Genomic DNA, 22,582 nt, shown 5'->3' on the forward strand with positions numbered 1-22,582 from the left:
AGAACACGGCAAAACGCCGGGTCATCCTGATTTGTGGATTAGTACAAAATGGATGCATGCACGTAGTACACGCCCGTTTATTCTAGTCGCAAGGGCAAAGCAGGGTCAAAAGCAGCGTCACGGCAAGAGGACATCCCCAAGCCGCCCGAACGAAACACCCTTGTCCAGCAACTTCGGAAGGACCGTCGCATAGCCTTTCGCCGTCGCGCCTGCCGGTTTGTTGAAGTGCGAAATCACGATGTCCCCGGGTCCAACCCGCCCCACCTCGTTGGCGACCGTGGCTGCCGGGAAGGTCGCGCCGCCGTCGCCATTGATCGTGAAGTTCACCGGCAGCATGCCGAGTCTTCGCGTCATCGCTGCCGCGACGTCGTCGTAAAAGGCAGTCCCCGGGCGGAAGAACCGCGGGGACTTCCCGAAAGTATCCTGCATGACAGCCTGGTTGCCTGCGAGTTCGTCGTAGGCAGCGGCTGCGTTCGCCGTTCCGGTGATTCCGTAGGCGGATTTGCCGCTGACCGACAAAGGAAGGTGTGAGGTGCCGTGGTTGGCGAGTTCGAACAGGGGATCCGCTGCAAGTTCTGCCGAGAGCCCGGGATTGGCATGGATCCACCGGCTGTTGACGAACAGCGTTGCGGGGACCTTTAGCCGGCGAAGCGTTTGCAGCAGTTCACGGTCATATTCTGAACCGCCTGGTCCGCCGCAGGCATCGAAGGTCAGCGCCGCCTGTTTGGAGGGGGCGTCGTTGACAACGCCTGTGACGTGCAGCCCCCATTCCTTGGGCAACTTGCCCGCGAACTCAGCAAGGATGCTCCGTTTGTCCGGCACGATGGGGGGCTTGGAGCCCGGCTGCGCACGGGCGGCGGCCGCCTGCTCGCTTGACTTGGTGGCGATGGACGGAGGTGGCGTGGCCGGACCGGAGGTCCTCGGCTGTCCGGTGGCCATGCCCGGTTCAGGAGCGGCTGGCCGGGAGCCGGTCCCGTCCGAACATCCGGCCAGGACAGCAGCCGCTAAACCTGCCATTCCAAGCAGCACTGATCGACGGCCGGTCAAAGACCGCCGCTTGGAATCCCCCATGGATGTCCTTACTGACGTTGTGACTATGTGATTGTGTGAACGGTATCGACTAGAAGTGTGTCAGACAGTGGGCGGAACGTTCCACCGCGAACATCTGCTGGGCCTCGAAAGCGGCGCCGGGAGTGTTCTCGTGGATACGGCCGGCTGCGGCGAGCGTCACGGGCGAGACGGCACCGAGGTAAATGGACGCGAGATCAGCGGCGTCAAGGCTCAGGTCGGGCGCCAATCCGGCGTCACTATCGACGACGGCGGCGGCAGCACCGCCGTCGGACTCCAGAACCCAGGTGCCCTCCGCCAGCCCTAAACGGTCCCTTACTTCAAGAACCAACCGGCCGGGCGCGGGATAGCTCCTGGCCTCCAACGCGGCCTTTGTATCCAGAATCCTGAGCCACAGCATGTCCTGGACTTCCGAAGCCTCGATGCATCGTGGGTCTTCCAGCGCCCACGCCAAAGGATCGTCCACAGGAGCCTCGGCCCAGGTCACCTGGTCAATGAGGTCGATGCTGCCAAGGAAGCGCCATAAGTCGAGGTAGGCCACGTTGCTTGCTGCAACAAGGTCCACGATTTCCATGGTGTACGGCTTATGGTCCCAGCCCTTGAAACGGTAGGAAACGTAGCCATCCAATGTTCCGGACGTGTCGTAGTGCAGCGCCGAACGGACGGACATGTCAGGTTTTCCGTCGTGACCGATGGAACCTGAGGCCAGGAGCCGGTAATACTCCTGCCGGTCAACAGACCCTGGGGTGAGCCACTGAACACGTGCGAAAACCTCCGGCGCCACGCCCAGGAGGACGGACGGGTCGGCGACCTCAACGGTGCCCCAGGGCTCGCCTCCAAGGCGGAAGCGAGGACCCGTATCCACGGTGATGCTACGTTCAAAAGTGGCGACGCCGAAACCGAAGCGTCCGTAGATGGAACCTTCGGAGGCAGTGAGCGCCGCCATTGCGAGGCCGTCGTCCTTGGCGCCTTCCAGGTCCGCGGTAATCATTCCCCGCAGGATGCCGTTGCGCCGGTGCGTTCCGCGGACAGTCACGGCGGTGATCAGGTTCGACTCCAGCTGCCGGCCGAAGCCGATGTTCAGGGATTTGCGCATGGTGGCGTACGTTGCCACAGGGACATCGGCGGGAAGGGAATGCCCGGGCGCCTCGCCTGTGATGTAAACGCCGGTCAGCTCACGCTTGTCAGTCTGGTAGGCCGCCAGGGTTTTGGCGAGGTATTCCTCGTCCCGCCGATCCTGGTGGAATCCGTGGGAGACAGCCTGCACCCAGCTGGTGCAGCGGCTGTACGCTGCGTCGTTGCGGTCGGCCACGACGGGGAATCTTTGGACGGAATATTTTTCGGTGTTTTGTTCCTTGGGATCAGCCACGCCTTCGAGCCTAGCCAGAGGCTTGGGGGCGCGCCACCATCACGGCGGCGCGCCCCCAGCGTGGGCTTGCGAACTTCCCTGGACTAGTGCCCGGCCTCGTACCAGCTCGAGCCGACGCCGATCTGGACGTCGAGCGGAACGGAGAGGTCCGCCGCGGAACCCATTTGTTCTATGACGAGTTTTTCCACGGCTTCGCGTTCGCCGGGAGCAACTTCAAGGACAAGTTCGTCGTGGACCTGCAGCAGCATCCGGGACTTCAGGCCTTGGCTGGCCAGCTCGGCCGAGACACCCAGCATGGCCCGCTTGATGAGGTCCGCTGCTGAACCCTGGATGGGCGAGTTCAGGGCGATGCGCTCGGCTGCCTCGCGTGCCTGCCGGTTGGTGCTGGTCAGGTCCGGGAGGTAACGGCGGCGGCCTTCGATGGTGGCGGTGTAGCCATCAGTCCTGGCCTGATCGACCACGCCCCTCAGGTAGTCCCGGACTCCGCCGAAGCGGTCAAAGTAGTCCTTCATCAAGGTCCGGGCTTCATCCACGGAGATCTCCAGCTGCTTGGACAATCCAAAGGAGGTGAGGCCATAGGCAAGACCGTAGGACATCGCCTTGACCTTGGATCGCATGGCGCTGGTGACTTCTGCGGGGGCAACATTGAAGATCCGCGATCCCACGAAACGGTGCAGGTCTTCGCCGTCGCGGTACGCCTGGATCAGCGCTTCATCGCCCGAGAGGTGGGCCATGATGCGCATTTCAATCTGGGAATAGTCGGCGGAAAGCAAGCACTCGTAGCCCTCGCTCACCACGAAGATGCCGCGAACGCGGCGGCCCTCTTCGCTGCGGACCGGGATGTTCTGCAGGTTGGGGTTGTTCGAGGAGATGCGGCCGGTGGCCGCGATGTTCTGCGCGTAGGTGGTGTGGATCCGCCCGTCCTCGGCCACCGACTTCTTCAGCGTTTCCACCATCTGGGCCAGTTTGGAGGACTCACGGTGCGCCATGAGCTGCACCAGGAATTCGTGGCCCGTCTTTTCCAGGAGGCCTTTGAGGGACGCGGCGTCAGTGGTGTAGCCGGACTTGATCTTCTTGGTTTTGGGAAGTCCCAGTTCCTCAAAGAGGACGGTTTGCAGTTGCTTGGGCGAACCCAGGTTCACTTCATGGCCGATCGCGGCAAACGCCTGCTCCTGGGCAGACTCGATCACCTTGGTGAGGTCAGCCAGTTGCTCATCCATGCGGTCCGTTGAGACATAGATGCCCGTCAGTTCCATCTGGGCCAGGACCCGCGCCACAGGAAGCTCCAGGGTGGTCAGGAGGGCATCGGCCTTGCGGTCCGCGAGCTCCTTTTCGAAATGCTTGCTGAGCGCATGTACGACGGCGGCATGCTGCACCAGCGCTGCGGCGGCAGCTTGGTCCGTATCACCGGAGAGATCCAGTTCCAGTTGGCCGGACGGGGCGACGGCTGCGGCCAGGGAGATCTTGAGGTGAACCTGTGCCAGTTCCGCGAGATCGTAGCTGCGGCGGTCCGGTTGGATCAGGTAGCCGGAGATCGAGGTGTCGTCCACTACCCCTTCGAGGCCCAGGCCGCGGTTGTGCAGGGCTTTGAGCGCCGGTTTGAACTCGTGAAGGACCTTGGCTTCTTCGGGGTCACGCAGCCAGCGGGCCAGGACTTCTTCGGCTGCGGCGTCCAGGCCGGTCAACTCAATGAAGGCGGCCCCGTTGGCGCGGACGACTGCCAGCGCGCTGGCGTCGTCGCCGATACGGCCCGGAACAAGCTGGACCGCCAGTGCGGACCGGACCCCGGAGCCTGCTTTGAAAAACGCTTCCAGTCCTGGAGCATCCGTCAGGGTTGCGAACTCGGGAGCGTCAATGGTCTCTGGCGCAGCGCCCGCAGTGTCATCTCCGTAGAGGTCGAATAGACGCGTACGGAGGGTCCTGAATTCAAGCTCTTCAAAGAGCTCTTCAATCGCCTGCCGGTCCGGACGTGGTTCGTGCAGATCCTCCAAAGTGATGGGCAGGTCCAAGTCGGTCAGCAGCTGGTTAAGCCTGCGGTTGCGCTTGACGTTTTCGAGGTTCTCCTTGAGCGCTCCACCCACCTTGCCGCCAATGGAGTCGAGGTTCTCCAGGATTCCCTCCAAGCCACCGTAAAGGTTGATCCACTTGGCCGCGGTCTTGGGGCCAACGCCCGGAACGCCGGGGAGGTTGTCCGCCGATTCCCCCACCAGGGCGGCGAGGTCGGAGTACAAGCCTGGCTTGACGAAGTACTTTTCTTCAATGGCAGCTGCGTCCATCTTGGGAATGTTGCTCACGCCCTGCTTGGGGTACAGCACAAAGACGTTGTCGTTGATGAGCTGGAAGGCGTCGCGGTCGCCGGAGACGAGCAGCACTTCGAAACCGGCGGCATCAGCCTGGGAAGCCAGTGTGGCCAGGACGTCGTCAGCTTCGTAGCCGGGCATGGCGATGGTCTTGATTCCCCACGCCTCCATCACCCGGGCAATGAGGCCGATCTGGCCGGCGAACTCCGCCGGGGTGGCATTGCGGCCGCCCTTGTACTCGCTGTATTCAGCCTTCCGGAACGTAGTGTCGTCGGAGACGTCAAAGGCGACGGCGACGTGGGTTGGCTTCTGGTCCTTGATCAGGTTGATCAGCATGGACGTGAAACCGTGCACGGCGTTGGTGTACTGGCCCCGTGCCGTGGAGAAATTTTCGGCGGGCAGGGCATAGAACGCCCGGAAAGCCATGGAGTGGCCGTCCAGGACCAGCAACCTGGGCCGGCCCTCCCCCGCGATGCTGCTGGATGTCGTGGCAGTGGGGGCGGGTGCTGTGGCAATGGCAGCAGCTTGGGCCGTTGGAACCTGGTCCGGTTTGGTTGTTTCACTCACAGGTGCCAGCCTAGTTGGCATGATGGACAATTTCACGCCGAACAACTTTGTGGACCAACTCAACGAGGCGGGGGTGCCGGAAGAATTCCACGATTGGCTTTCCGCGCACGGAGTGGGAACCCTCGTGGTGAAAATGAGAATCCGCTTCACCGAAATGAGTGCCGAACGCATGGTGGCCACCATGCCCGTCGAGGGAAACACGCAGGTGGCGGGCATCCTCCATGGCGGGGCCCACGTTGTGCTGGCCGAAACCCTCGGCTCTTTCGCGGCTTCACTGCACGCCGGAAGGGGACGCCACGCCGTGGGCATCGAGGTGGGCGCCACCCATCACCGCTCCGTGGCGACGGGCACCGTGACAGGCACCTGTACGGCAATCCACCTTGGTGGGACTTTGGCCACCCATGAGATTGTCATCACTGACGAGAAGGGCCGCCGGCTTTCAACAGCCCGCATCACCAACATGATTCGGGACAACCGGCACTGAACCTCCGGCGGGACGGAAGCGGCGACTACCGTGGGCGTTGCGGAAGCCGGTAGTGCAACTCGGCCGCGGCCCCGCCAAGGATCCTTGAGGAGACCAACTCGAGTGGCGGCGTCGGGCCCTTGAGCGGCAAGAGCGGCTTTCCCGCGCCCAACACCACGGGCACGATGGTGACGATGATTTCGTCAAGCAGTCCGGCGTTGGCGAATTGCGCCACGAGGTCCCCTCCGCCCAACAACCACACGTTCTTTTCGCCGGCGTCCTTCAGCAGGTCCGGGGCGAACTCCGTGACGTCGCCCCGAACGAAGGTGACGTCCGAGCTGGCAGGTGCTGAGTACTCGTGGTGGGTGAAGACCCAACAAGGAATGGTGGGGTACGGCCAGTCGCCGGGTGCGTGCTCCATGAGCCATCTGTAGGTGTCACCGCCCATCGCGATGGAACCGACGCCGGCCATGAACGACTCGATGCCCTGGTTCACGCCGTCAACGTTTTCGAACTGCAGGAGCCAGCCAAGGTCGTCGTCCGGCGAGGCGATAAAGCCGTCGATGGTTGAAGCTACGTAGTACTGGAAGGTCGACATGGGCCCAGACTAGTCAGTCGGAAGCAGGGTTCCCATACTCCACGCGGACGCTCCCATTGTCAGGCAGGACCACAACCCGGCCATGCTGGAGCGACCAGTCGTCGTTCAGCAGGAAGATCCGTCCACCGCTGACCACCAGCAAGCGCAGGCCGGTGTAACGGTAGAGCGGCGCAGCCTCCGAACCCACCGACGCTTCCTGGACGTTGGGCACGGTGAGGGCAAGCCGCTCCTTGCTGTACACGACAGCGGTGGGCAGCAGGTGCGACCGCTCCTGGTAGTCGATCGCCGCTCCCCGTCCCAGGGCCTGCGCGTAATCGGACGTTCCCCAAAAAAGGAGCAGCGTGACCAGGATAAAGACCAGCCACCCCTCGATGCCGCGCGGAGCGGCGCGCTGGGCCTGCACCGAAGGCCCGGCTGCCCGGCGCCGCACGCTGAGGCCCCACGCGCCCACAACCAGTCCGGCAGCGATAAGGAAGGGCGCGTACAGAACGGCTTGTCCGGGGCGCGCAGTCACTGCTATCCACATCACTGCCGCGTAGGCGAAGCCCAGGAGGAGAACCACGGTCGCGGTCAGCTGGACCCGTTTCCGGTGCCGCGGGATCTCCAGGACGCGGGCCACTGCCCTGTCCAGCATGAGCCACAGCAAGCCGATCACTGCCAGCCAGGCCAGGGGCTGGAACAGTGACTGGATGCTCCTCAAAATGAAATCCTGGACCGTGTAGCCAAACAGGCTGACGTCCAACCCCATCGCTTTGGCTTGCGCGTCGGTGCGGGCCCAGCCGAAATACACCAGCAGGGCCGTGACCACCGTCAACGGCGGACCGACCACGGAGAGCACCTCCAGGCCGCGCCGCCACCGCGTATTGCTTGGGTCCGGGGCCTGCGGGGTGTCGCTCACGACGCGGCCGTGGGAGATGCTTCCACCGATGGTGGCGACGGCGGCTGGCTGCTGGTGCGCGGACTCCCATCGGTTGGTGTTCCGGTTCCTGCCGCGCCCGAAGTGGCCCCGGCGTCGTCATAGAAAAAGGTGACCGCCCCGGCAATGTCCACGGTGTCAGTCACCGAGATCCGAACCGACTTCCGTCCCTGCGCCGGTGGCATCCGCAGGTAGAGCGTCCCGTAGTCTTCCCTCGCTCCCACGAATTCGACGTCTGCCGGAACGCCGTCAAAGAGCACATCACCAACGCGGACGTAATAGCCGTCAAGACGCACAATGGTGCCCCCTGAACTTGGACCCGAGGCGCGGGGCGTTCCCGGCACCGGCCTGAGCTGTTCGTCCACCACGGTTAAACCAACCAACTGGCGGGGGCATGCTTCACCCTGGCCGGGTACCACTGTGATCGCCGCATCCGGGTTGCTGCGGTGCTGGGCCACCAACGAGGCCGCCATTGCCGCGACCCTGAACTCCAGGCACTGGTTCTGCGGAATCCGCGGGGTCGCTGAAACAGCGTTGGACGCCTTTTCCCAGTCCTCTTTGCTTCCGCTTTGCACAGCGCGGCAGACAGCTGCCCCTGCCAGCCAAACAGCCTCGTCCGCAGCCCCTTCGAGGCTGCGGGCCAGCGAATCGCACTGGAATTGCTGGAGCAGGAGGTAACGCTGACCTGATGTGGGATCGTTGGGCCCTATCGGTCCCAGTGGAAGCCACGGAACAGCGGGCGCGTTTTCCTGGGGTGCTGCCGGGCCGGCGGGACCTGCAGGCTGAACCGCGGTGCCGCCCCGGGTGGGTTGGGCCTGTCCTGAGCCGGGCGTTTGTGACCCGGAGCCAGGCTGTGGGGAAAGTCCTTCAGAGGAGGGCGGCAAGCAAGCTGAAAGGGCCAGCATCAGGACCGGCACCAACGCCAGTCCGACGAGGCGGCTTCGGGATGGGCACTTCATGACAGCCCCATATCTGCCGGGTCACAACCACGCAGCCACATGCATGGCTACACAGCTGATTATTCTCCCGAATGGACGTGGCTGCCAGAGAGGCTTCTACTTTCCGAAGTACGGAACGATCAGGTAAATCCCGAACAGCACGGCAGCCCCGCAGAAACCGAAGCAGACATAGGCCAGGGACCGCACCAGGACGGGAGACTTCTGTTGGGCGTCACCGGCGATCGCCGTGAGCCGAACGCCCAGGGAGTAGAGGACCACCAGCGTCACGGCGGCGAGAAGGGTAACGCCGGCCACCTGCAGCAATTCCAACCATTTCATCGCTGCACGTCCTTGCTCGGGGTGGTCTTTCGGGACTTCTTCTTCTTGCGGAACCGCACGGCGTGGCCGGCTTCTTCAACCTCGACGGCGTTGTGGTGACCCACATGCGACTTGCGTGAGACAACGAACATGAAGATGATTGCGGCCATGCCGACGACGGCGGCGATGATGACGCCCACGACGCCGACCCCCACCAGCAGCGCCGTCAGCGCACCGACGACCGCCGATGCCGGGAGCGTAAACAACCATCCCAAGGCAATCTTTCCGGCTGTTCCCCAGCGGACGGACGTACCCTTGCGGCCAAGTCCCGAGCCGATCACGGAGCCCGAAGCAACCTGGGTAGTGGACAGGGCGAAGCCCAGGTGCGAGGACGCGAGGATCGCGGAGGCGGTACTGGTTTCTGCCGAGAAGCCTTGGGCGGGTTTGACCTCAGTCAGGCCCGAACCCATGGTACGGATAATGCGCCAGCCACCGGCGTAGGTGCCAATGGCAATGGCGAGGGCACATGCGGCGATGACCCAGAACTGCGGGCCGCTTCCGGGCGCCTGGGTACCGCCTGCGATGAGGACCAAGGTGATGATGCCCATGGTCTTCTGCGCATCATTGGTTCCGTGCGCGAGGGCCACCAGGCTGGAGGTGAAAATTTGCCCCGTGCGGAACCCTCCGCGCTTCTGGGTGAGCTTGTCGCCCGTTTCGGGATCATGCCTGGAGGTGAGCGCGTAGGCGAGCCTGGTGCAGATATACGCCACCCCGCCGGCAATGAGCGGAGCAAAGACCGCGGGAAGGATGACCTTCTGCAGGACGGTCTCGAAGTTGATGGAGTGGAAGCCTATGCCCACCACAGCGGCGCCGATGAGGCCACCAAAAAGTGCGTGGGAGGAACTGGACGGCAGGCCCTTGAGCCAGGTGACCATGTTCCAGAGGACAGCCCCCATCAGGCCGGCGAAGATGATGTCCGGGGTGATGTGGATTCCGTCCGAGCCTTCCCGGATCAGCCCGCCGGAAATGGTCTTGGCCACTTCGGTGGAGAGGAAGGCGCCTACCAGGTTGAGCACTGCGGCCAGGGCAACGGCCGTTTTGGGCTTGATCGCCCCCGTAGCGATAGGCGTGGCCATCGCATTGGCTGTGTCGTGAAACCCGTTCGTGAAGTCAAAGAATAGGGCCAACGCTATTACAAGCGCGACCATGAAGGTGATATCCACCTGTTGCCCAATCTGCAGAGTCGACGTTCAGCAGTTTCACTTCCCCATACCTGCCATCCACAGCATAGTTCAGCAAGTGTTCAGCTGACCCTGCTTGCGGGATTCACTCTGGCGGGCTTGAAACCTTAAGAATCCTACGTGCCATACCCTGAGGGGCCAAACGAATGGGGTCCGGGATCAGCCCAGATATGTGCGCACGGCCGCGAGCTCGCCACGACTGAGCCCCTTGCGGGGATCGGGTGAGATGCAAAGCACACGGTCCTGCTGATACTCCGCCCAGGAGCGGGCGTCCGACTCCTGGCTGAGCTGATCGTCCAACCAGACAATACGTTGGCTACCCGTGGCGGCCAGGTCTTTTTGCAGGGCCACCAGCTTCCACCATTCAGGCCCTTCATCCCAGCCCTGGCTGGACAATACCGGCCAGTCCTGGCCGTTCAAACCGATGGCCGGGCACAGGAATTCCGGCGCGAGGCGCTCCCAGGTGGTCAACCACACGAAGCGGGCGGCAGGGTGTTCAGCGAGGCTGTTGAGTCCGGCCACAACCTCCGGCGCAAAGGCCACCTCCAGGATGCCGGCGTCGGCGATGCTCCATTCGCCACCCCAGTCCGTGGTTCCCATCGGGCTGAAGGGGTTCACCACGCCGTCGACGTCCAGATAGATGGACACCGGCATCACTGCATCCTCCATGGAACCCACGATCCTCCCCCTTCGCCAGCAGCTTAAGGCCAGCCTATGGGAATGCTCCCTACGCGGGTGATCGAGGGCCCAAATCAATCTCTTGACGTGCGTCATGGAAATGATATTCTCGTTGCATGGAGAAGCCCACAGTCCATTCCGCACACAGCGTCCGCGACATCGAGAACACCGTCCGTACCGATTTCCGGCACGCCATGTCCTATGGCGGATACCTGGACCTCGACCGTTTGCTCACGGCCCAGCACCCCTTGAGCAAGCCGGAGCACCATGATGAATTGCTCTTCATCATTCAGCACCAGACCAGTGAACTCTGGCTGAAACTGGTGCTCCACGAGCTGCTCGAGGCCCGCATGCTTTTCGACGCCGACAACCTGGGCAAGGCCCTCAAATGCATCGCCCGCGTCAAGGCCATCCAACGCACCATGACCGAGCAATGGTCCGTCCTCGGCACCCTGACTCCGCGCGAATACGCCCAGTTCCGCGGGTTCCTGGGAAGCTCATCAGGCTTCCAGTCCTACCAATACCGCGCAGTCGAGTTCCTTCTGGGCAACAAGAACCGTGGAATGCTGCGGGTCTTCGAAAGTGAACCCGAGGCACACGCGCTCCTCAGCTCGCTCCTGGAAGAACCCACCCTGTATGACGCCTTCCTGGCCGTGCTGGCACGGGCAGGCTACGACATCCCCGCAAGCATCCTTGAAAGGGACACCAGTGAACCCTGGACGTTCCACGAGGACCTCGTGCCCATCTTCCAGAAAATCTACGAATCCGACGACACTCCGTGGGGCTTCTACGAGGCCTGCGAAGACCTGGTGGACATCGAGGACAACTTCCAGGCCTGGCGCTTCCGCCACCTCAGGACCGTTCAGCGGACGATTGGCTTCAAAACAGGCACGGGCGGCTCGTCGGGAGTCGACTTCCTCAAACGCGCCCTGGACCTGACGTTCTTCCCCGAGCTCTACGCCGTCCGGACCGAGATCGGCAACTAGCAGCAATCCCCATACTTTTCGCAGGAGAAACCATGACCACCCAGCAGCAGACCCAATGGCCGACGTCGGCAGAACTGGACGCCGTCGATCCCCTCGCCGCCCAGCGTGACGCTTTCTACACGCCCGACGCCGATCAGCTCGCCTCGTACCTGGACGGCAACTCGCTGGGGCGCCCGCTCAAGGCAACGGCGGAGAACCTCGCGTCATTTGTACATGACGCCTGGGGCAGCCGCCTCATCCGCGGGTGGGACGAGCAGTGGATGGACGAGCCCACCGTGGTTGGCGACCGCATCGGGGAAGTGACGCTCGGAGCCGCTCCGGGACAGGTCACAGTAGGTGACTCCACCTCCGTGATGCTCTACAAGATGATCCGTGCAGCCGTGGACGCACAGCCCGGCCGGGACGAAATCATTATCGACCGTGACAATTTCCCCACGGACCGCTTCATCATCGAAGGAATCGCCAAGGAGCGCGGGGCCACGATCAAGTGGATTGCGGCCAACCCCACCAGCGGAGTCCAGGCCGCCGATCTTGAGGGCCTGCTGGGTGAGCGCACCGCCGTCGTGGTCCTCAGCCACGTTGCCTACCGCTCAGGGTTCCTGGCGGACGCGAAGGGAATCACCGCAAAGGTTCACCAAGCCGGAGCCCTGATGCTCTGGGACCTCTGCCACTCAGTTGGTTCCGTGCCCATGGAACTTGATGCCTGGGGGGTGGACCTGGCTGTTGGCTGCACCTACAAGTACCTCAACGGCGGCCCCGGCTCCCCCGCATTCGCGTACGTCAATGCATCACAACAGGAGCGGCTGCAGCAGCCCATCTGGGGCTGGATGGGAGCGGACAACCCCTTTGGCATGACGGACTCGTACCGTCCGGCGCAAGGCATCCGCCGGTTCATCACTGGCACGCCGCCGGTGTTGGCAATGCAGCCCATGAAGGACATGGTGGAATTGATCGCCTCCGTGGGGATGGACGCTGTCCGCGAAAAGTCGATCAAGCTCACGGAGTACGCCATTGCACTCTCCGAAGAACTGCTGGGGCCACTCGGTGCTGAGATCGTGAGCCCACGGGACCCTGCGGTGCGTGGCTCGCATATCACCGTGGACCACCCGCTCTTCGCCGATGTCACGGCCAGGCTCTGGGAGAAGGGCGTCATTCCGGATTTCCGGCCTCCGCATGGCCTGCGGATTGGCCTGTCCCCGCTGAGCACAAGCTACGCCGAGGTTGAACTGGGAATTACCGCCATCCGCGACGTCCTCGCCGAACTGCTGTGAGGCGGAAGTGAGCGCCGTCCTCGATGACATGGACTCCCGGCCGGGGAGTACAACCTCGTTGCTGCGTACCGTCATCGGCCTGTACCTCCGGGATGCCGGCGGATGGATGTCCACCAAGGACATCGTCCTGCTCATGGACGCCCTGGGCACGTCGGGAACCGTCACGCGGACTGCCTTGGGCCGCTTGCGGAAGAAGGATGTCCTGCTGCAGGAGAACCGCGACGGAATTCCGGGGTTCACCCTCACTGAGGGCGCTGCCACCATGCTGTCCCGCGGCGACCGCCGGATATACAACCCAAGAAGCATGTCCCCCTCGGACCCGTGGTGCCTGATTTCCTTTTCCATCCCGGAGACTGAGCGGGAGAAGCGCCATCAGTTGCGGCGCAGGCTCCATTGGATCGGCTGTGGGACGGTTGCGGCCGGACTGTGGATATGCCCGGACACCCTCCGCGTGGAGGTGGAGGAGATACTGGCCGACCTTGAATTGCGTGAGATGGCCACCGTTTTCGTGACCGGCACACCTTTGGTAGGCGGCAGCCTGCAGGACGCCGCCTCCAGGTGGTGGGACCTGGAGGCCGTGGCCGAACTCCACACGGACTTCATCCGCGAGCACGGCGCGGCAGTCCCTGATGCCGGACTTCACGTGGAACCCAGTGCCGCCGCATTCGCCGCCTACGTCCAGTGCATAGACCGGTGGCGGATCATTCCGTACCTGGACCCGGGGCTCCCCTCGACGTTTCTCCCTGCGGACTGGCCCGGGGCGGAGGGCGCGGCGTTGTTCGGCAGGATTGTTGCCGCCTACGGACAGCCCAGCGCTGAGTTCGTGCGCAGCACCGTGCGGATGTCCGACAACGCACAGCGCGTTGGGGCCCCCGCGCCTTCCTGAGGGCCGCCTCTTGTCATCGCGGGAGTTGCTTGCCTCAGTTTCCGGCCTTCACCCGGGACACGAATCGAAACCTGTCCCCCCGGAAGGTGCTGTGTGTCCATTCAACCGGTACGCCGTCATCGTTCCGCGCCAGGCGATGCACCACCAACAGCGGTGCGCCCATCTCAATCCCGAGCACCCGAACGTCATCGGGGCCGGCCAGCGCCGTTTCCACTGTGTCTTCGACCTCGGCGACGCTTATCCCGTAAACATCCTTGAGCACGACATACAGCGAGCCGGTCCTCTCCAAGCCGGCCTTGAACCTCGGAAGCTTCCCCGGAAGCCAGGCGACCTCATGGGCCAGGGGCGCCCCTTCGATCAACCGGATACGTTCCAGCCTGGTTACGGGATCGCCGGTCGCCAGGCCGAGGCGGTCAGCAACTTCCTGCACGGCCTTGACGACGTCGAGAGCCACCAGTGTGGAACCCGGCGTCAGCCCCTGCATCCGGGCGTCCTCCGAAAATGACGTCAATTGCCGGACGTGCGTCACCTTGGGGGGCGCCACGAATGTGCCGTGGCCTTGGATCCTGCCCAGCTTTCCCTCTGCGACAAGCTCGCTGATGGCCAGGCGGACGGTGGTACGGGATGTGGCATAAGTCTGCGCGAGGGTCCGCTCGGTGGGAATGAGCGTACCCGGCTGAAGGTCCTTAAGGAGCCCAAGTATTTCTCTCTTGACGAGGTAATACTTGGGCGTACCAGGTGTGGCGTCAGAGGACATAAGGGACAAGGTACCTGTAGACAAGGCAATTGGTCTATGCCAATCTTGATCAGGTAATCCGAGACGAAGGGATGTCAGTTGGAGGATACACAGCAGTCCGGATTCAAAGACGGCGCTACTGGCGCCCCCGTGGTTCTTGGGCTCCACATCGGTGGTTCCAAAACCCATGCCGTCCTCTCGGACCACGCCGAACTGCCCGGGGTGGACAGCGATGCCCGCGTGGAGATCACCGAAGCACGCGCCAACCTGGCTTCCGTGGGGCACCAGGGTGCCGATGCCGTGCTTCGCAGGATCGCGGCACGTGTGGGTGGCGGCGTCGAAGCGGTTTGCGCCGGAGCTGCTGGTGCGGATACGCCCGCGAGCCGCGCCGTTTTATCGGCCCTCCTCGCTGAACATTTCCCAGGTGCCAAAATCGAAGTCGTCCACGACACCCGCATTATCCTCGCTGCCGCCGGCCTCGAAGCAGGCGTGGTCCTGGTGGCGGGAACCGGTTCTGTTGCCTGGGGCAGGAACCGCGAAGGAAGGGAAGCCCGCAGTGGCGGATACGGCTACCTCCTTGGTGACGAAGGCGGCGGATATTCGGTGGTTCGCGATGCCGTTCGCGAGGCCCTGCGCGAGTACTATGCCGGCCTTGAACCCGGACCGCTGGTCCGATCGCTGATGGCGGCCACGGCCAGCGTGGACGCCCTGCAGCTCATGGACTTCTTTTATGCCAAGCCGGAGCCCGACCATTGGGCCGGGCTGGCCCCGCTCGTCCTCGACATGGCCAACGACGGAGACCCGGCGGCGATGCGGATCCAGGCTGAGGCAGCACACTCCCTGGCGTCCCTGGCCCGGCAGGTGCTGGGCGAACTCGGTTTGGACCTGCCCCTGGTCATGGCTGGGGCGTTGCTGGTCAACCAGGGCCAGCTGGCGGCGGCCGTGGCCCGGAAGATGTCCCTCGAGGATCCTTCACTGGTCCAGATCCTGCCCCAAGCCCCTGTCTTCGGAGCTGTCAAGCTCGCCCGGCAATTGATCCAGCAATGATGCACACCCGGTGATCCAGACAGGTAACGGGAGTAGTCTGAATTCATGCCTTTGATGTGCGGCGGCCGGTAAGAATGAGCAGGGCCAGGCAGCGGTGGTTGCCAGCGCTTCTGATCTGCCTTGCCATGGGCCTGGCGGTGTTGTTCAGTGCGGTTCAAGCAGGCGCAACCAGTTCCCCGCCACCGAAAACTGCTGACGAAATCCTGGCAATGATTGCAGGCACCCAGGTCCGGGAGCTCTCCGGCACACTGGAACAAAACGCAGAGCTCGGCCTTCCCGAAGTACCCGCTGCCGGCCCGGGCCTCGCCCCAGGCGCGGTATCCGCCCTGGAGTTCCTGACAGGCACGCACACCGCACGGATCTACGTCCAGGGCCCCTCAAAAGCACGCCTGCAGATCCTGGACCGGATGGCTGAGCGGGACCTCGTTCTGAACGGCCGCGATGCGTGGTTCTACAACTCAGCAGACAACAGCGCAACGCACCTGAGCGCCCCGGCGTCATCGACGACGGGTCCCAGCGAGTCCCGGCCGTCCCCCACTCCGCGCCCGGACCTTCCTACTCCTGCGGTCATGGCGACGTGCTTCCTCGCAGCCATTGATTCCAGTACCCAGGTCTCTGTGGCCGATTCCTCTACGGTGGCCGGCCGCAGCGCCTATCGCCTCATCCTGAACCCCCGCAGCTCCGGTACCTTGGTGGACTCGGTGGCCATCGACGTCGATTCCGAAACCGGCCTGCCGCTGGGCGTCCAAGTTCGGGCCAAAGGACAATCCGAACCTGCCTACTCTTTGGCCTATACGCAGCTGGAACTGAAGGCACCGGACGCCTCTCTGTTTGAGTTCGCTCCGCCAGCAGGGGCAACGATCACCGAAAAGGCGATTCCCGCAGCTCCGGCTCCGACCAAGCAACTACCCGCCCCCTCTGCCCAGGCAACCCACCCACAACATGGCGTATCGGTCATGGGCGAAGGATGGGACGCCGTTCTCTCCCTGCCCCGGGGGACCGCTCCTGCCGGACTCACGGCCAACCCACAACTTTCGCAAGTGCTTCAGTCCGTGCCCGGCGGCCACGCTTTGACGACTTCCGTGCTGAGCGTTCTGATTCTCGACGACGGCCGCGTCTATGCGGGCATGGTGCCGGTGGACCGCCTCCAGTCAGCCGCTCTTCAGGCGGCCGTTCCCCTTCAGCCAACAGCCCCCGCCCAGTGACGGAGCCCGCCCGCCAGGAAGCCCCGCCGGGCACCGGGAACGGCTTTGCCATCGAAACGCGTTCCCTCGTGAAGCGCTTCGGCCACAGGGCCGCTGTTGACGGAATCGATCTGGCAGTACCGCGCGGGTCGGTTTTTGGCTTCCTCGGGCCGAACGGTTCAGGCAAGACCACCACCATCCGGCTGCTGCTGGGCCTTGCCACGGCGAACAGCGGGGACATCACTGTCATGGGCAGGCAGATGCCGCAGTTTCTGGCCTCTGTTTTGCCTGACGTTGGCGCTCTGGTGGAGGGCCCGGGTTTCTACCCCTTCCTCACTGGCGCAGGCAACCTGGTGCGCCTGGACTCGGCTGACCGCCATGCACCGTCGTCGACCAGGCGGCAGCGTGTCCATGACGCCCTGGACCGCGTGGGATTGGGCCACGCAGCGGGAAAGAAGGTCCGTGCCTACTCGCTGGGGATGAAGCAGCGCCTCGGCCTGGCCAACGCGCTGCTGCGGCCGCGTGAGCTTCTTGTCCTGGACGAACCGACCAACGGGCTCGATCCCCAAGGCACACGCGAAGTCCGGGGCCTGGTTCGTTCCCTTGCCGCCGGGGGCACGACGGTCTTCGTCTCAAGCCACCTGTTGGCCGAGGTCGAGCAGATGTGCACGCACGCAGGGATCATGAGCGCCGGCAGGCTGGTGGCGCAGGGCCCGCTGGACGAGCTGCGTTCCGCCGGAGAGTCACATGTGCTCATTCAAACCCCCGACGGCGGCAAGGCGGCCGGCGTCTTGTCGCGCCTGGGCCTTGTCCCCGGCGACACGAACGGCGGGGAGGAGCCGCGGGAGGCCGTATCGCTGGAAAGCCGGACTCCGGCAGCCACGACTCCGGCAGGTGCGAAGCCGATAAGCGCAAGACTTAACGGCGTGGCCCCGGAGACAATCGTCGCCGCCTTGGTTGCCGAAGGCGTCCGTGTGCGGGGTTTCACTGTGGAGAACGCGAGCCTTGAAGATCGCTTTGTGTCCTTGACTGGAGAGGGGTTCGACGTTGCCGGCTGAAACAACGCGTGCTTCTCCGGCCGTCCCTGTCCGACCAGCGGCAGGGTGGGCACTCCTTGCCTCGGAGCTGTCGGTCCTTTTTCGAAGGCTCCGTACGTGGGCCATGCTGATGGCCTTGGCCGCCGTGCCTATCCTGGTCGCGGTAGCTGTGAAGTTGTCGTCCCGGCCCGCAACTCCCGGTCGTGGCCCACTGTTCCTGGACAGGATCACGCAGAACGGCCTCTTCGTCGCAGTCACTGCGCTGGTGGTCTGTGTGCCGTTGTTCCTGCCCCTCACGATCGGAGTGGTTGGCGGAGACACCATCGCGGGGGAAGCGAACCTTGGCACGTTGAGGTACCTGCTGCTGGCACCCGCCGGACGACTTCGCCTGCTGTTGGTGAAATACGCCGGAACAGTCGCCTTCTGTTTCGCTGCCACGATCGCCGTGGCAGCGGCAGGTGCCCTGGCCGGCGTCGTCCTCTTTCCCGTGGGGCCTGTGACGCTGTTGTCGGGTGACACCATCAGTGTGGGCGAATCGGTCCTGAGGACGCTCCTGATCGCGGCTTACATCACAGTGTCCCTGCTGGGGCTTGCCGCCATCGGGCTCATGCTTTCCACCTTTACCGACGTGCCGGTGGGCGCCATGGCGGCCACGGTTGTCCTCTCCGTCGTGTCGCAGGTGCTGGACAACCTTCCGCAACTGGAGTGGCTGCACCCGTGGCTCTTCAGCCATCATTGGCTGGGATTCGTTGACCTGCTCAGGCAACCGATCGCCTGGACGTCGTTCTGGGATAACGCGTTGCTCCAGATGGGGTACATAGCGGTGTGCGGCGCAGTGGCCTATGCAAAATTCTCCAACAAGGATGTCTTGTCGTAGCTTTGTCGTAGGCTCTTCCCATGGCCAGATTCTTTGATGTGCACCCGGAAGACCCCCAACCACGCGCCATCGGCCAAGTGGTCAATATGCTGCGCGATGGCGGGCTGATCGCCTACCCCACCGATTCCTGCTATGCCTTGGGCGCCCAGGTCGGAAACAGGGAAGCACTGGACCGCATCCGAACCATCCGGCACTTGGACGATAAGCACCACTTCACCCTCGTATGCAAGGACTTTGCCCAGATGGGGCAGTTCGTCATGCTGGACAACGACATCTTCAGGAGCATCAAAGCTGTCACTCCCGGCAGCTATACCTTCATCCTTCCGGCCACCAAGGAGGTTCCCAAGCGGCTCCTGCATCCCAAGAAGAAAACCGTAGGTGTCCGCATCCCGGACCACAAGGTAGTGCAGGCGCTTCTGGCAGAACTGGGAGAGCCCCTGCTCTCCAGCACCCTCCTGCTGCCGGACGAGGAAGAACCCCTGACCCAGGGTTGGGAGATCAAGGAGCGCCTGGACAACCAGGTGGACGGCGTGATCGATGCCGGAGACACTGGCTCCGAACCCACCACCGTGATTGATTTCTCCAGCGGGGTGGCCGAAGTGGTGCGGCGCGGGACGGGCGACCCTTCACGCTTCGAGTAGGCACTCAGCCAGAAGTTTTCGGCTTACTCTTCCTGTTTGCGGGCCCTGCTCGGCTGAACCCGCATCGGCTCGCCGGGCATCTTGGGGAACTCCGGTGGGAAGGGCATCTCACCCTGGCCGTTCTCGACATCCCGGGCCCACCACGTGAGCAGGATATCGATGTCACCTGGATGATCATGCATGGAAGCCCAGGGGTCGCCTGTCTTCTTCAAACGGTCGGGGACGGTGCTGATCGTATATTTCCCGGGGTCCGCGTTCTCCAACTCCTCCCACGCCAAGGGACAGGACACCTGCGCCGTGGGGACAGCACGCGGGCTGTAAGCGCCGGCGATGGTCCGGTCCCGGTTGGCCTGGTTGAAGTCCACGAAGATCCTCTTTCCGCGTTCCTCCTTCCACCAGGCCGTGGTGACCTTATCCGGCATGCGGCGCTCGAGTTCGCGCCCGGCGGCGATCACGGCATGGCGGACCTCAAGGAACTCATGGTTGGGATGGATGGGGGCGTAAACGTGCAATCCCCTATTGCCCGATGTCTTGATGAACGCCGACAACCCCGCCTCTTGCAGGACGGCCCGAAGTTCCAACGCAGCAGGTATGGCGTCATCGAAGTCCGTTCCCGGCTGGGGGTCCAGGTCGATCCTTAATTGGTCTGGATTGTCGGGATCGTCGGCGCGGGAGGCCCAGGGGTGGAACACCACCGTGTTCATCTGCGCGGCCCACACAGCCGCTGCGGGCTCATCAATGACCAGCTGTGGATGGGCGCGCGCACTGGGGTAGGTCACAGTGACGGCGCGAACATAGTCAGGGGCCCCTTTGGGCGGATTCTTTGAGAAGAACATTTCCCCGTCAATGTTTCCCGAATACCTCTGGAGGCTGACGGGCCGGTTGCCGTTGGCAGCGACGAATGCCTCGCCGACATCGATGAGGTAGTTCGCGAGATCGAGCTTGGTCAACCCCGCCTCAGGCCACATGACCCGGCTGGGGCTGGAAATCCTGACCTCACGTGGGCCGTTGGGACCGGGCACGGTAACAGTGGTTGCTTCACTCGCCATGGGCACAAGCTACCCCGTAAAGGCGTGGCGCGTCAGCAACGAGGCCACATTCGGTGGGTGTTTCCTGGTGGCCTCCTTGCCCGGGGCCGGGGTAGGTAATGATGGATATATGCCCACCGTTGAAACGTCTCTGACCGTCGCCGTCGCCGACACCACAGTTTCCGCCCTTTACCTTCGGCCGAAGCACAGTTTTGCCACCCTGGTGGTTGCCCACGGAGCGGGGGCGGGAATGGAACACCCGTTCCTGCAGGGATTCGCGTCGGCCATGGCTGAGGAGGGTGTGGCCACGCTGCGCTTCAACTTTCCCTACCGGGAAGCCGGGCGTCGTTTCCCGGACCGTCCTCCGCTAGCCATCGCCACGTGGCGGGCCGTGATGGCGGCAGCAGCGGAGCTTCCGGACACTGCGCCGCTATGGGCTGCGGGCAAATCCTTTGGCGGCCGCATGGCGTCCATGGCAGTTGCGAAAGGCATGACCGCGCAGGGGCTGGTATATCTTGGCTACCCGCTGCATGCCCCGGGCAAGCCCGAGAGGCTGCGCGATGAACACCTTTACGGAGTAACCGTTCCGATGCTCTTCCTCCAGGGCACGCGGGATACGTTTGCCACCCCTGGGATTCTGGAGCGGGTGGTGGACAGGATCGGCCCGACGGCGAAGCTCCAGTGGTGTGAGGGCGGTGACCATTCGTTCGCGGTCAAGGGCCTGAAGCGCACCGCGGCCGAGGTAGGAGCATCCTTGGCTCCGGAGGTGGCCGCTTTCCTGAAGGCCGGCGCCTGAAGCCAGGATGCCCCGCCGAAGTCATCCAGCGGGGCACATGGGTCAGGCAGGTTGCGGGTGGGGCTCAGCTTTGCGGCTGATCCCCCGCGATGTTGACCAGCCAAGCGATACCGAATTTATCAACACACATCCCAAAGACGTCGCCCCAGGGTGCGCTTTCGAGCGGCATGGTGACCGTGCCGCCGTCGGCAAGTTTGTCCCAGTAGCCGCGAAGCTCAGCTTCGTCGGACGCTTCGCCGCTGAGCGAAACCGAAATATTGTTCCCTGGGTTGTACTCCATGCCGTTTGGAGTGTCTGCGGCCATAAGCGTCAGCCCGCTTGGTGAGACGAGCATGGCATGCATGACCTTGTCAGCTTCGGCAGGATCCTGGCTGGCCTGGTAGTCCCCGAATGTACTGATGTTCAGCTCGCCGCCGAACACCGATTCGTAGAAAGTGATGGCATCACGGGCGTTGTCCCGGAACGAGATATATGGATTGAGGCGGGATGTCATTGGTCGATTCTCCTCACAACTAATTGGTGCGCACACGCGTCACCGTGCGGCAATGCTAACAGTCCCCAAAGGTGGGCGTCCCCCACAGTTTCACTCGCCGTCGTAGGCTTTTTGAAGGACGGCGAGATCGAGTTTCCGCATTTTCAACATCGCCTCCATGGCGCGCTGCGAGCCCGCGCGGTCCGGGCCATTCAAGAGCCCTGGCATGGCCGTGGGTACGATCTGCCACGAAAGCCCGAACTTATCCTTGAGCCATCCGCACTGGCTTTCCTCTCCCCCAACGAGCAGCGCCTCCCAGTATCGGTCAACTTCCTCCTGGGATTCACAGTTCACCACCAAGGAGACAGCCTCATTGAACCGGAACATCGGTCCCCCGTTGAGACCCATGAACTGCCTGCCTTCAATTTCAAACTCGACCGTAAGGGCTGTGCCGTCAGGCCCAGGCATGCTCCGTCCCAAGGAAGAGTTATCGAATATCGAGGTGTAGAACTCCGCTGCATCGGCTGCTTGGCCGTCAAACCACAAACAGGTAGAAATTTTCTGCATCAACCACTCCTCCGAGGACGACGGGAACAGCTTGTCCCCCGACTGAGGCTAGTACCGTGGGTTCGCGCACACAATGGCCGGCGGCGGCCTTTCCGGAAGGTACGACGACGGCCCCCTCACCACCCGCCTTGGGCCACCCATTTCGCGGAAATCGGGCGCCATGGATAGGGTCAAACGTATGTCTTCACCCTCGACGTCCTGGATTCCCGCAGCTGGCGCGGATCTCGTCCTCATACTTGCATTTGCCGCTATTGGACGGGATGCCCACGCCCGCGGGGACATTATCTCCGGGGCGTTCATTACCGCTTGGCCTTTCCTTGTGGGCGCCGCGATCGGCTGGGCAGGAATCCGCGCCTGGCGCGCACCCTATGGCGTGTGGCCATCCGCTGTGGCAATTTGGATCAGTGCGGTCGCGGTGGGCATGCTGCTCAGGGCTGTGACTGGCCAGACCGTGGTCCTGCCGTTCGTGCTGGTGGCTCTGATAAGCCTTGGAGTTTTCCTGGTGGGGTACCGCTTCATCGTGGGACTCTCGGTCCGGACCGTGCAGAGGCGCCGACACCGTTGATCGGCGTTGATGACCGGCGTTGCTGACCGGCGC

At 63.4% G+C, this 22,582-nt stretch carries 24 protein-coding genes; 11 read left to right on the forward strand and 13 right to left on the reverse strand.

Features of this window, described 5'->3' with window-relative positions:
• Window positions 1-117: 117 nt before the first annotated feature.
• From AB0N72_RS02755 to polA, 3 genes are all read right to left on the reverse strand, one after another.
• Window positions 118-1,071, reverse strand: coding sequence for a polysaccharide deacetylase family protein (locus tag AB0N72_RS02755; RefSeq protein ID WP_363931907.1), 954 nt, complete (start codon window positions 1,069-1,071; stop codon window positions 118-120).
• Between the two features lie 49 nt (window positions 1,072-1,120).
• Entirely contained in the window at window positions 1,121-2,437 is a 1,317-nt protein-coding gene (locus AB0N72_RS02760; RefSeq protein WP_363931906.1) for a GNAT family N-acetyltransferase, read from the reverse strand.
• A gap of 83 nt (window positions 2,438-2,520) precedes the next feature.
• A complete protein-coding gene (gene polA / locus AB0N72_RS02765) occupies window positions 2,521-5,163 on the reverse strand; it encodes a DNA polymerase I (protein ID WP_363932095.1) in 2,643 nt (880 codons plus the stop codon).
• A 160-nt stretch (window positions 5,164-5,323) separates the two neighbouring features.
• Here polA and AB0N72_RS02770 point away from each other — a divergent pair, with 160 nt between their 5' ends.
• On the forward strand, window positions 5,324-5,788 hold the full coding sequence (locus AB0N72_RS02770) for a hotdog fold thioesterase (protein ID WP_363931905.1): 465 nt from the start codon (window positions 5,324-5,326) through the stop codon (window positions 5,786-5,788).
• 25 nt (window positions 5,789-5,813) lie between these two features.
• Here the strand turns inward: AB0N72_RS02770 and AB0N72_RS02775 are convergent, their stop codons facing one another.
• The 6 genes from AB0N72_RS02775 to AB0N72_RS02800 form a co-directional block, all read right to left on the reverse strand.
• Window positions 5,814-6,365, reverse strand: a complete 552-nt coding sequence (locus tag AB0N72_RS02775; protein ID WP_363931904.1) for a dihydrofolate reductase family protein — start codon at window positions 6,363-6,365, stop codon at window positions 5,814-5,816.
• A 13-nt stretch (window positions 6,366-6,378) separates the two neighbouring features.
• A complete protein-coding gene (locus AB0N72_RS02780; protein WP_363931903.1) occupies window positions 6,379-7,263 on the reverse strand; it encodes a hypothetical protein in 885 nt (294 codons plus the stop codon).
• Complete coding sequence (locus tag AB0N72_RS02785) at window positions 7,260-8,240, reverse strand: hypothetical protein (protein WP_363931901.1); 981 nt, start codon at window positions 8,238-8,240, stop codon at window positions 7,260-7,262. Before AB0N72_RS02785 ends, AB0N72_RS02780 begins: the two co-directional genes overlap by 4 nt.
• A gap of 96 nt (window positions 8,241-8,336) precedes the next feature.
• A complete protein-coding gene (locus AB0N72_RS02790; RefSeq protein ID WP_363931899.1) occupies window positions 8,337-8,558 on the reverse strand; it encodes a hypothetical protein in 222 nt (73 codons plus the stop codon).
• A complete protein-coding gene (locus tag AB0N72_RS02795) occupies window positions 8,555-9,760 on the reverse strand; it encodes an inorganic phosphate transporter (RefSeq protein WP_363931898.1) in 1,206 nt (401 codons plus the stop codon). The genes AB0N72_RS02790 and AB0N72_RS02795 overlap by 4 nt, the downstream gene beginning before the upstream one ends.
• Before the next feature lie 177 nt (window positions 9,761-9,937).
• Window positions 9,938-10,456 (reverse strand): HAD domain-containing protein, encoded by a 519-nt coding sequence (locus tag AB0N72_RS02800; RefSeq protein WP_363931896.1) that lies wholly within the window; start codon window positions 10,454-10,456, stop codon window positions 9,938-9,940.
• Window positions 10,457-10,572: 116 nt separating this feature from the next.
• Here AB0N72_RS02800 and kynA point away from each other — a divergent pair, with 116 nt between their 5' ends.
• Genes kynA through AB0N72_RS02815 form a run of 3 tightly spaced genes read left to right on the forward strand, consistent with a single transcriptional unit; the run spans window position 10,573 to window position 13,599 of the window.
• The gene (gene kynA / locus AB0N72_RS02805; protein WP_363931894.1) at window positions 10,573-11,442 is read left to right on the forward strand and encodes a tryptophan 2,3-dioxygenase; all 870 of its coding nucleotides are present in this window, start codon (window positions 10,573-10,575) and stop codon (window positions 11,440-11,442) included.
• Between the two features lie 32 nt (window positions 11,443-11,474).
• Window positions 11,475-12,713: an aminotransferase class V-fold PLP-dependent enzyme gene (locus AB0N72_RS02810; protein ID WP_363931893.1), complete on the forward strand. Its 1,239-nt coding sequence runs from the start codon at window positions 11,475-11,477 to the stop codon at window positions 12,711-12,713.
• 7 nt (window positions 12,714-12,720) lie between these two features.
• Window positions 12,721-13,599 carry a PaaX family transcriptional regulator C-terminal domain-containing protein gene (locus AB0N72_RS02815; RefSeq protein WP_363931892.1) on the forward strand — a complete coding sequence of 293 codons (879 nt, stop codon included), beginning with the start codon at window positions 12,721-12,723 and terminating at the stop codon, window positions 13,597-13,599.
• 34 nt (window positions 13,600-13,633) lie between these two features.
• Here the strand turns inward: AB0N72_RS02815 and AB0N72_RS02820 are convergent, their stop codons facing one another.
• Complete coding sequence (locus AB0N72_RS02820) at window positions 13,634-14,356, reverse strand: GntR family transcriptional regulator (RefSeq protein WP_363932094.1); 723 nt, start codon at window positions 14,354-14,356, stop codon at window positions 13,634-13,636.
• A gap of 78 nt (window positions 14,357-14,434) precedes the next feature.
• Here AB0N72_RS02820 and AB0N72_RS02825 point away from each other — a divergent pair, with 78 nt between their 5' ends.
• The 5 genes from AB0N72_RS02825 (at window position 14,435) to AB0N72_RS02845 (ending at window position 19,121) form a co-directional block, all read left to right on the forward strand.
• Entirely contained in the window at window positions 14,435-15,382 is a 948-nt protein-coding gene (locus tag AB0N72_RS02825) for a BadF/BadG/BcrA/BcrD ATPase family protein (RefSeq protein WP_363931891.1), read from the forward strand.
• A gap of 98 nt (window positions 15,383-15,480) precedes the next feature.
• Window positions 15,481-16,587, forward strand: coding sequence for a DUF2092 domain-containing protein (locus AB0N72_RS02830; protein ID WP_363931890.1), 1,107 nt, complete (start codon window positions 15,481-15,483; stop codon window positions 16,585-16,587).
• Window positions 16,584-17,624, forward strand: coding sequence for an ABC transporter ATP-binding protein (locus AB0N72_RS02835; RefSeq protein WP_363931889.1), 1,041 nt, complete (start codon window positions 16,584-16,586; stop codon window positions 17,622-17,624). The genes AB0N72_RS02830 and AB0N72_RS02835 overlap by 4 nt, the downstream gene beginning before the upstream one ends.
• The gene (locus AB0N72_RS02840; protein ID WP_363931888.1) at window positions 17,614-18,480 is read left to right on the forward strand and encodes an ABC transporter permease; all 867 of its coding nucleotides are present in this window, start codon (window positions 17,614-17,616) and stop codon (window positions 18,478-18,480) included. The genes AB0N72_RS02835 and AB0N72_RS02840 overlap by 11 nt, the downstream gene beginning before the upstream one ends.
• A gap of 20 nt (window positions 18,481-18,500) precedes the next feature.
• The gene (locus AB0N72_RS02845; RefSeq protein WP_363931887.1) at window positions 18,501-19,121 is read left to right on the forward strand and encodes an L-threonylcarbamoyladenylate synthase; all 621 of its coding nucleotides are present in this window, start codon (window positions 18,501-18,503) and stop codon (window positions 19,119-19,121) included.
• 23 nt (window positions 19,122-19,144) lie between these two features.
• Here AB0N72_RS02845 and ligD read toward each other — a convergent pair whose 3' ends face one another.
• Window positions 19,145-20,170 (reverse strand): non-homologous end-joining DNA ligase, encoded by a 1,026-nt coding sequence (ligD, locus tag AB0N72_RS02850; protein WP_363931886.1) that lies wholly within the window; start codon window positions 20,168-20,170, stop codon window positions 19,145-19,147.
• 109 nt (window positions 20,171-20,279) lie between these two features.
• Between ligD and AB0N72_RS02855 the strand changes: the two genes are divergently transcribed.
• Window positions 20,280-20,945 carry an alpha/beta family hydrolase gene (locus tag AB0N72_RS02855; RefSeq protein WP_363931884.1) on the forward strand — a complete coding sequence of 222 codons (666 nt, stop codon included), beginning with the start codon at window positions 20,280-20,282 and terminating at the stop codon, window positions 20,943-20,945.
• 64 nt (window positions 20,946-21,009) lie between these two features.
• On the opposite strand, the gene AB0N72_RS02860 is transcribed toward AB0N72_RS02855, so the two are convergent.
• On the reverse strand, window positions 21,010-21,438 hold the full coding sequence (locus AB0N72_RS02860) for a VOC family protein (RefSeq protein ID WP_363931882.1): 429 nt from the start codon (window positions 21,436-21,438) through the stop codon (window positions 21,010-21,012).
• 90 nt (window positions 21,439-21,528) lie between these two features.
• Entirely contained in the window at window positions 21,529-21,984 is a 456-nt protein-coding gene (locus AB0N72_RS02865; protein ID WP_363931881.1) for a VOC family protein, read from the reverse strand.
• A gap of 178 nt (window positions 21,985-22,162) precedes the next feature.
• Here AB0N72_RS02865 and AB0N72_RS02870 point away from each other — a divergent pair, with 178 nt between their 5' ends.
• A complete protein-coding gene (locus AB0N72_RS02870) occupies window positions 22,163-22,549 on the forward strand; it encodes a DUF3054 domain-containing protein (RefSeq protein WP_363931879.1) in 387 nt (128 codons plus the stop codon).
• Window positions 22,550-22,582: the final 33 nt, after the last annotated feature.

It is taken from the genome of Paenarthrobacter sp. NPDC089307 (assembly GCF_040685055.1).
Classification (GTDB): domain Bacteria; phylum Actinomycetota; class Actinomycetes; order Actinomycetales; family Micrococcaceae; genus Arthrobacter.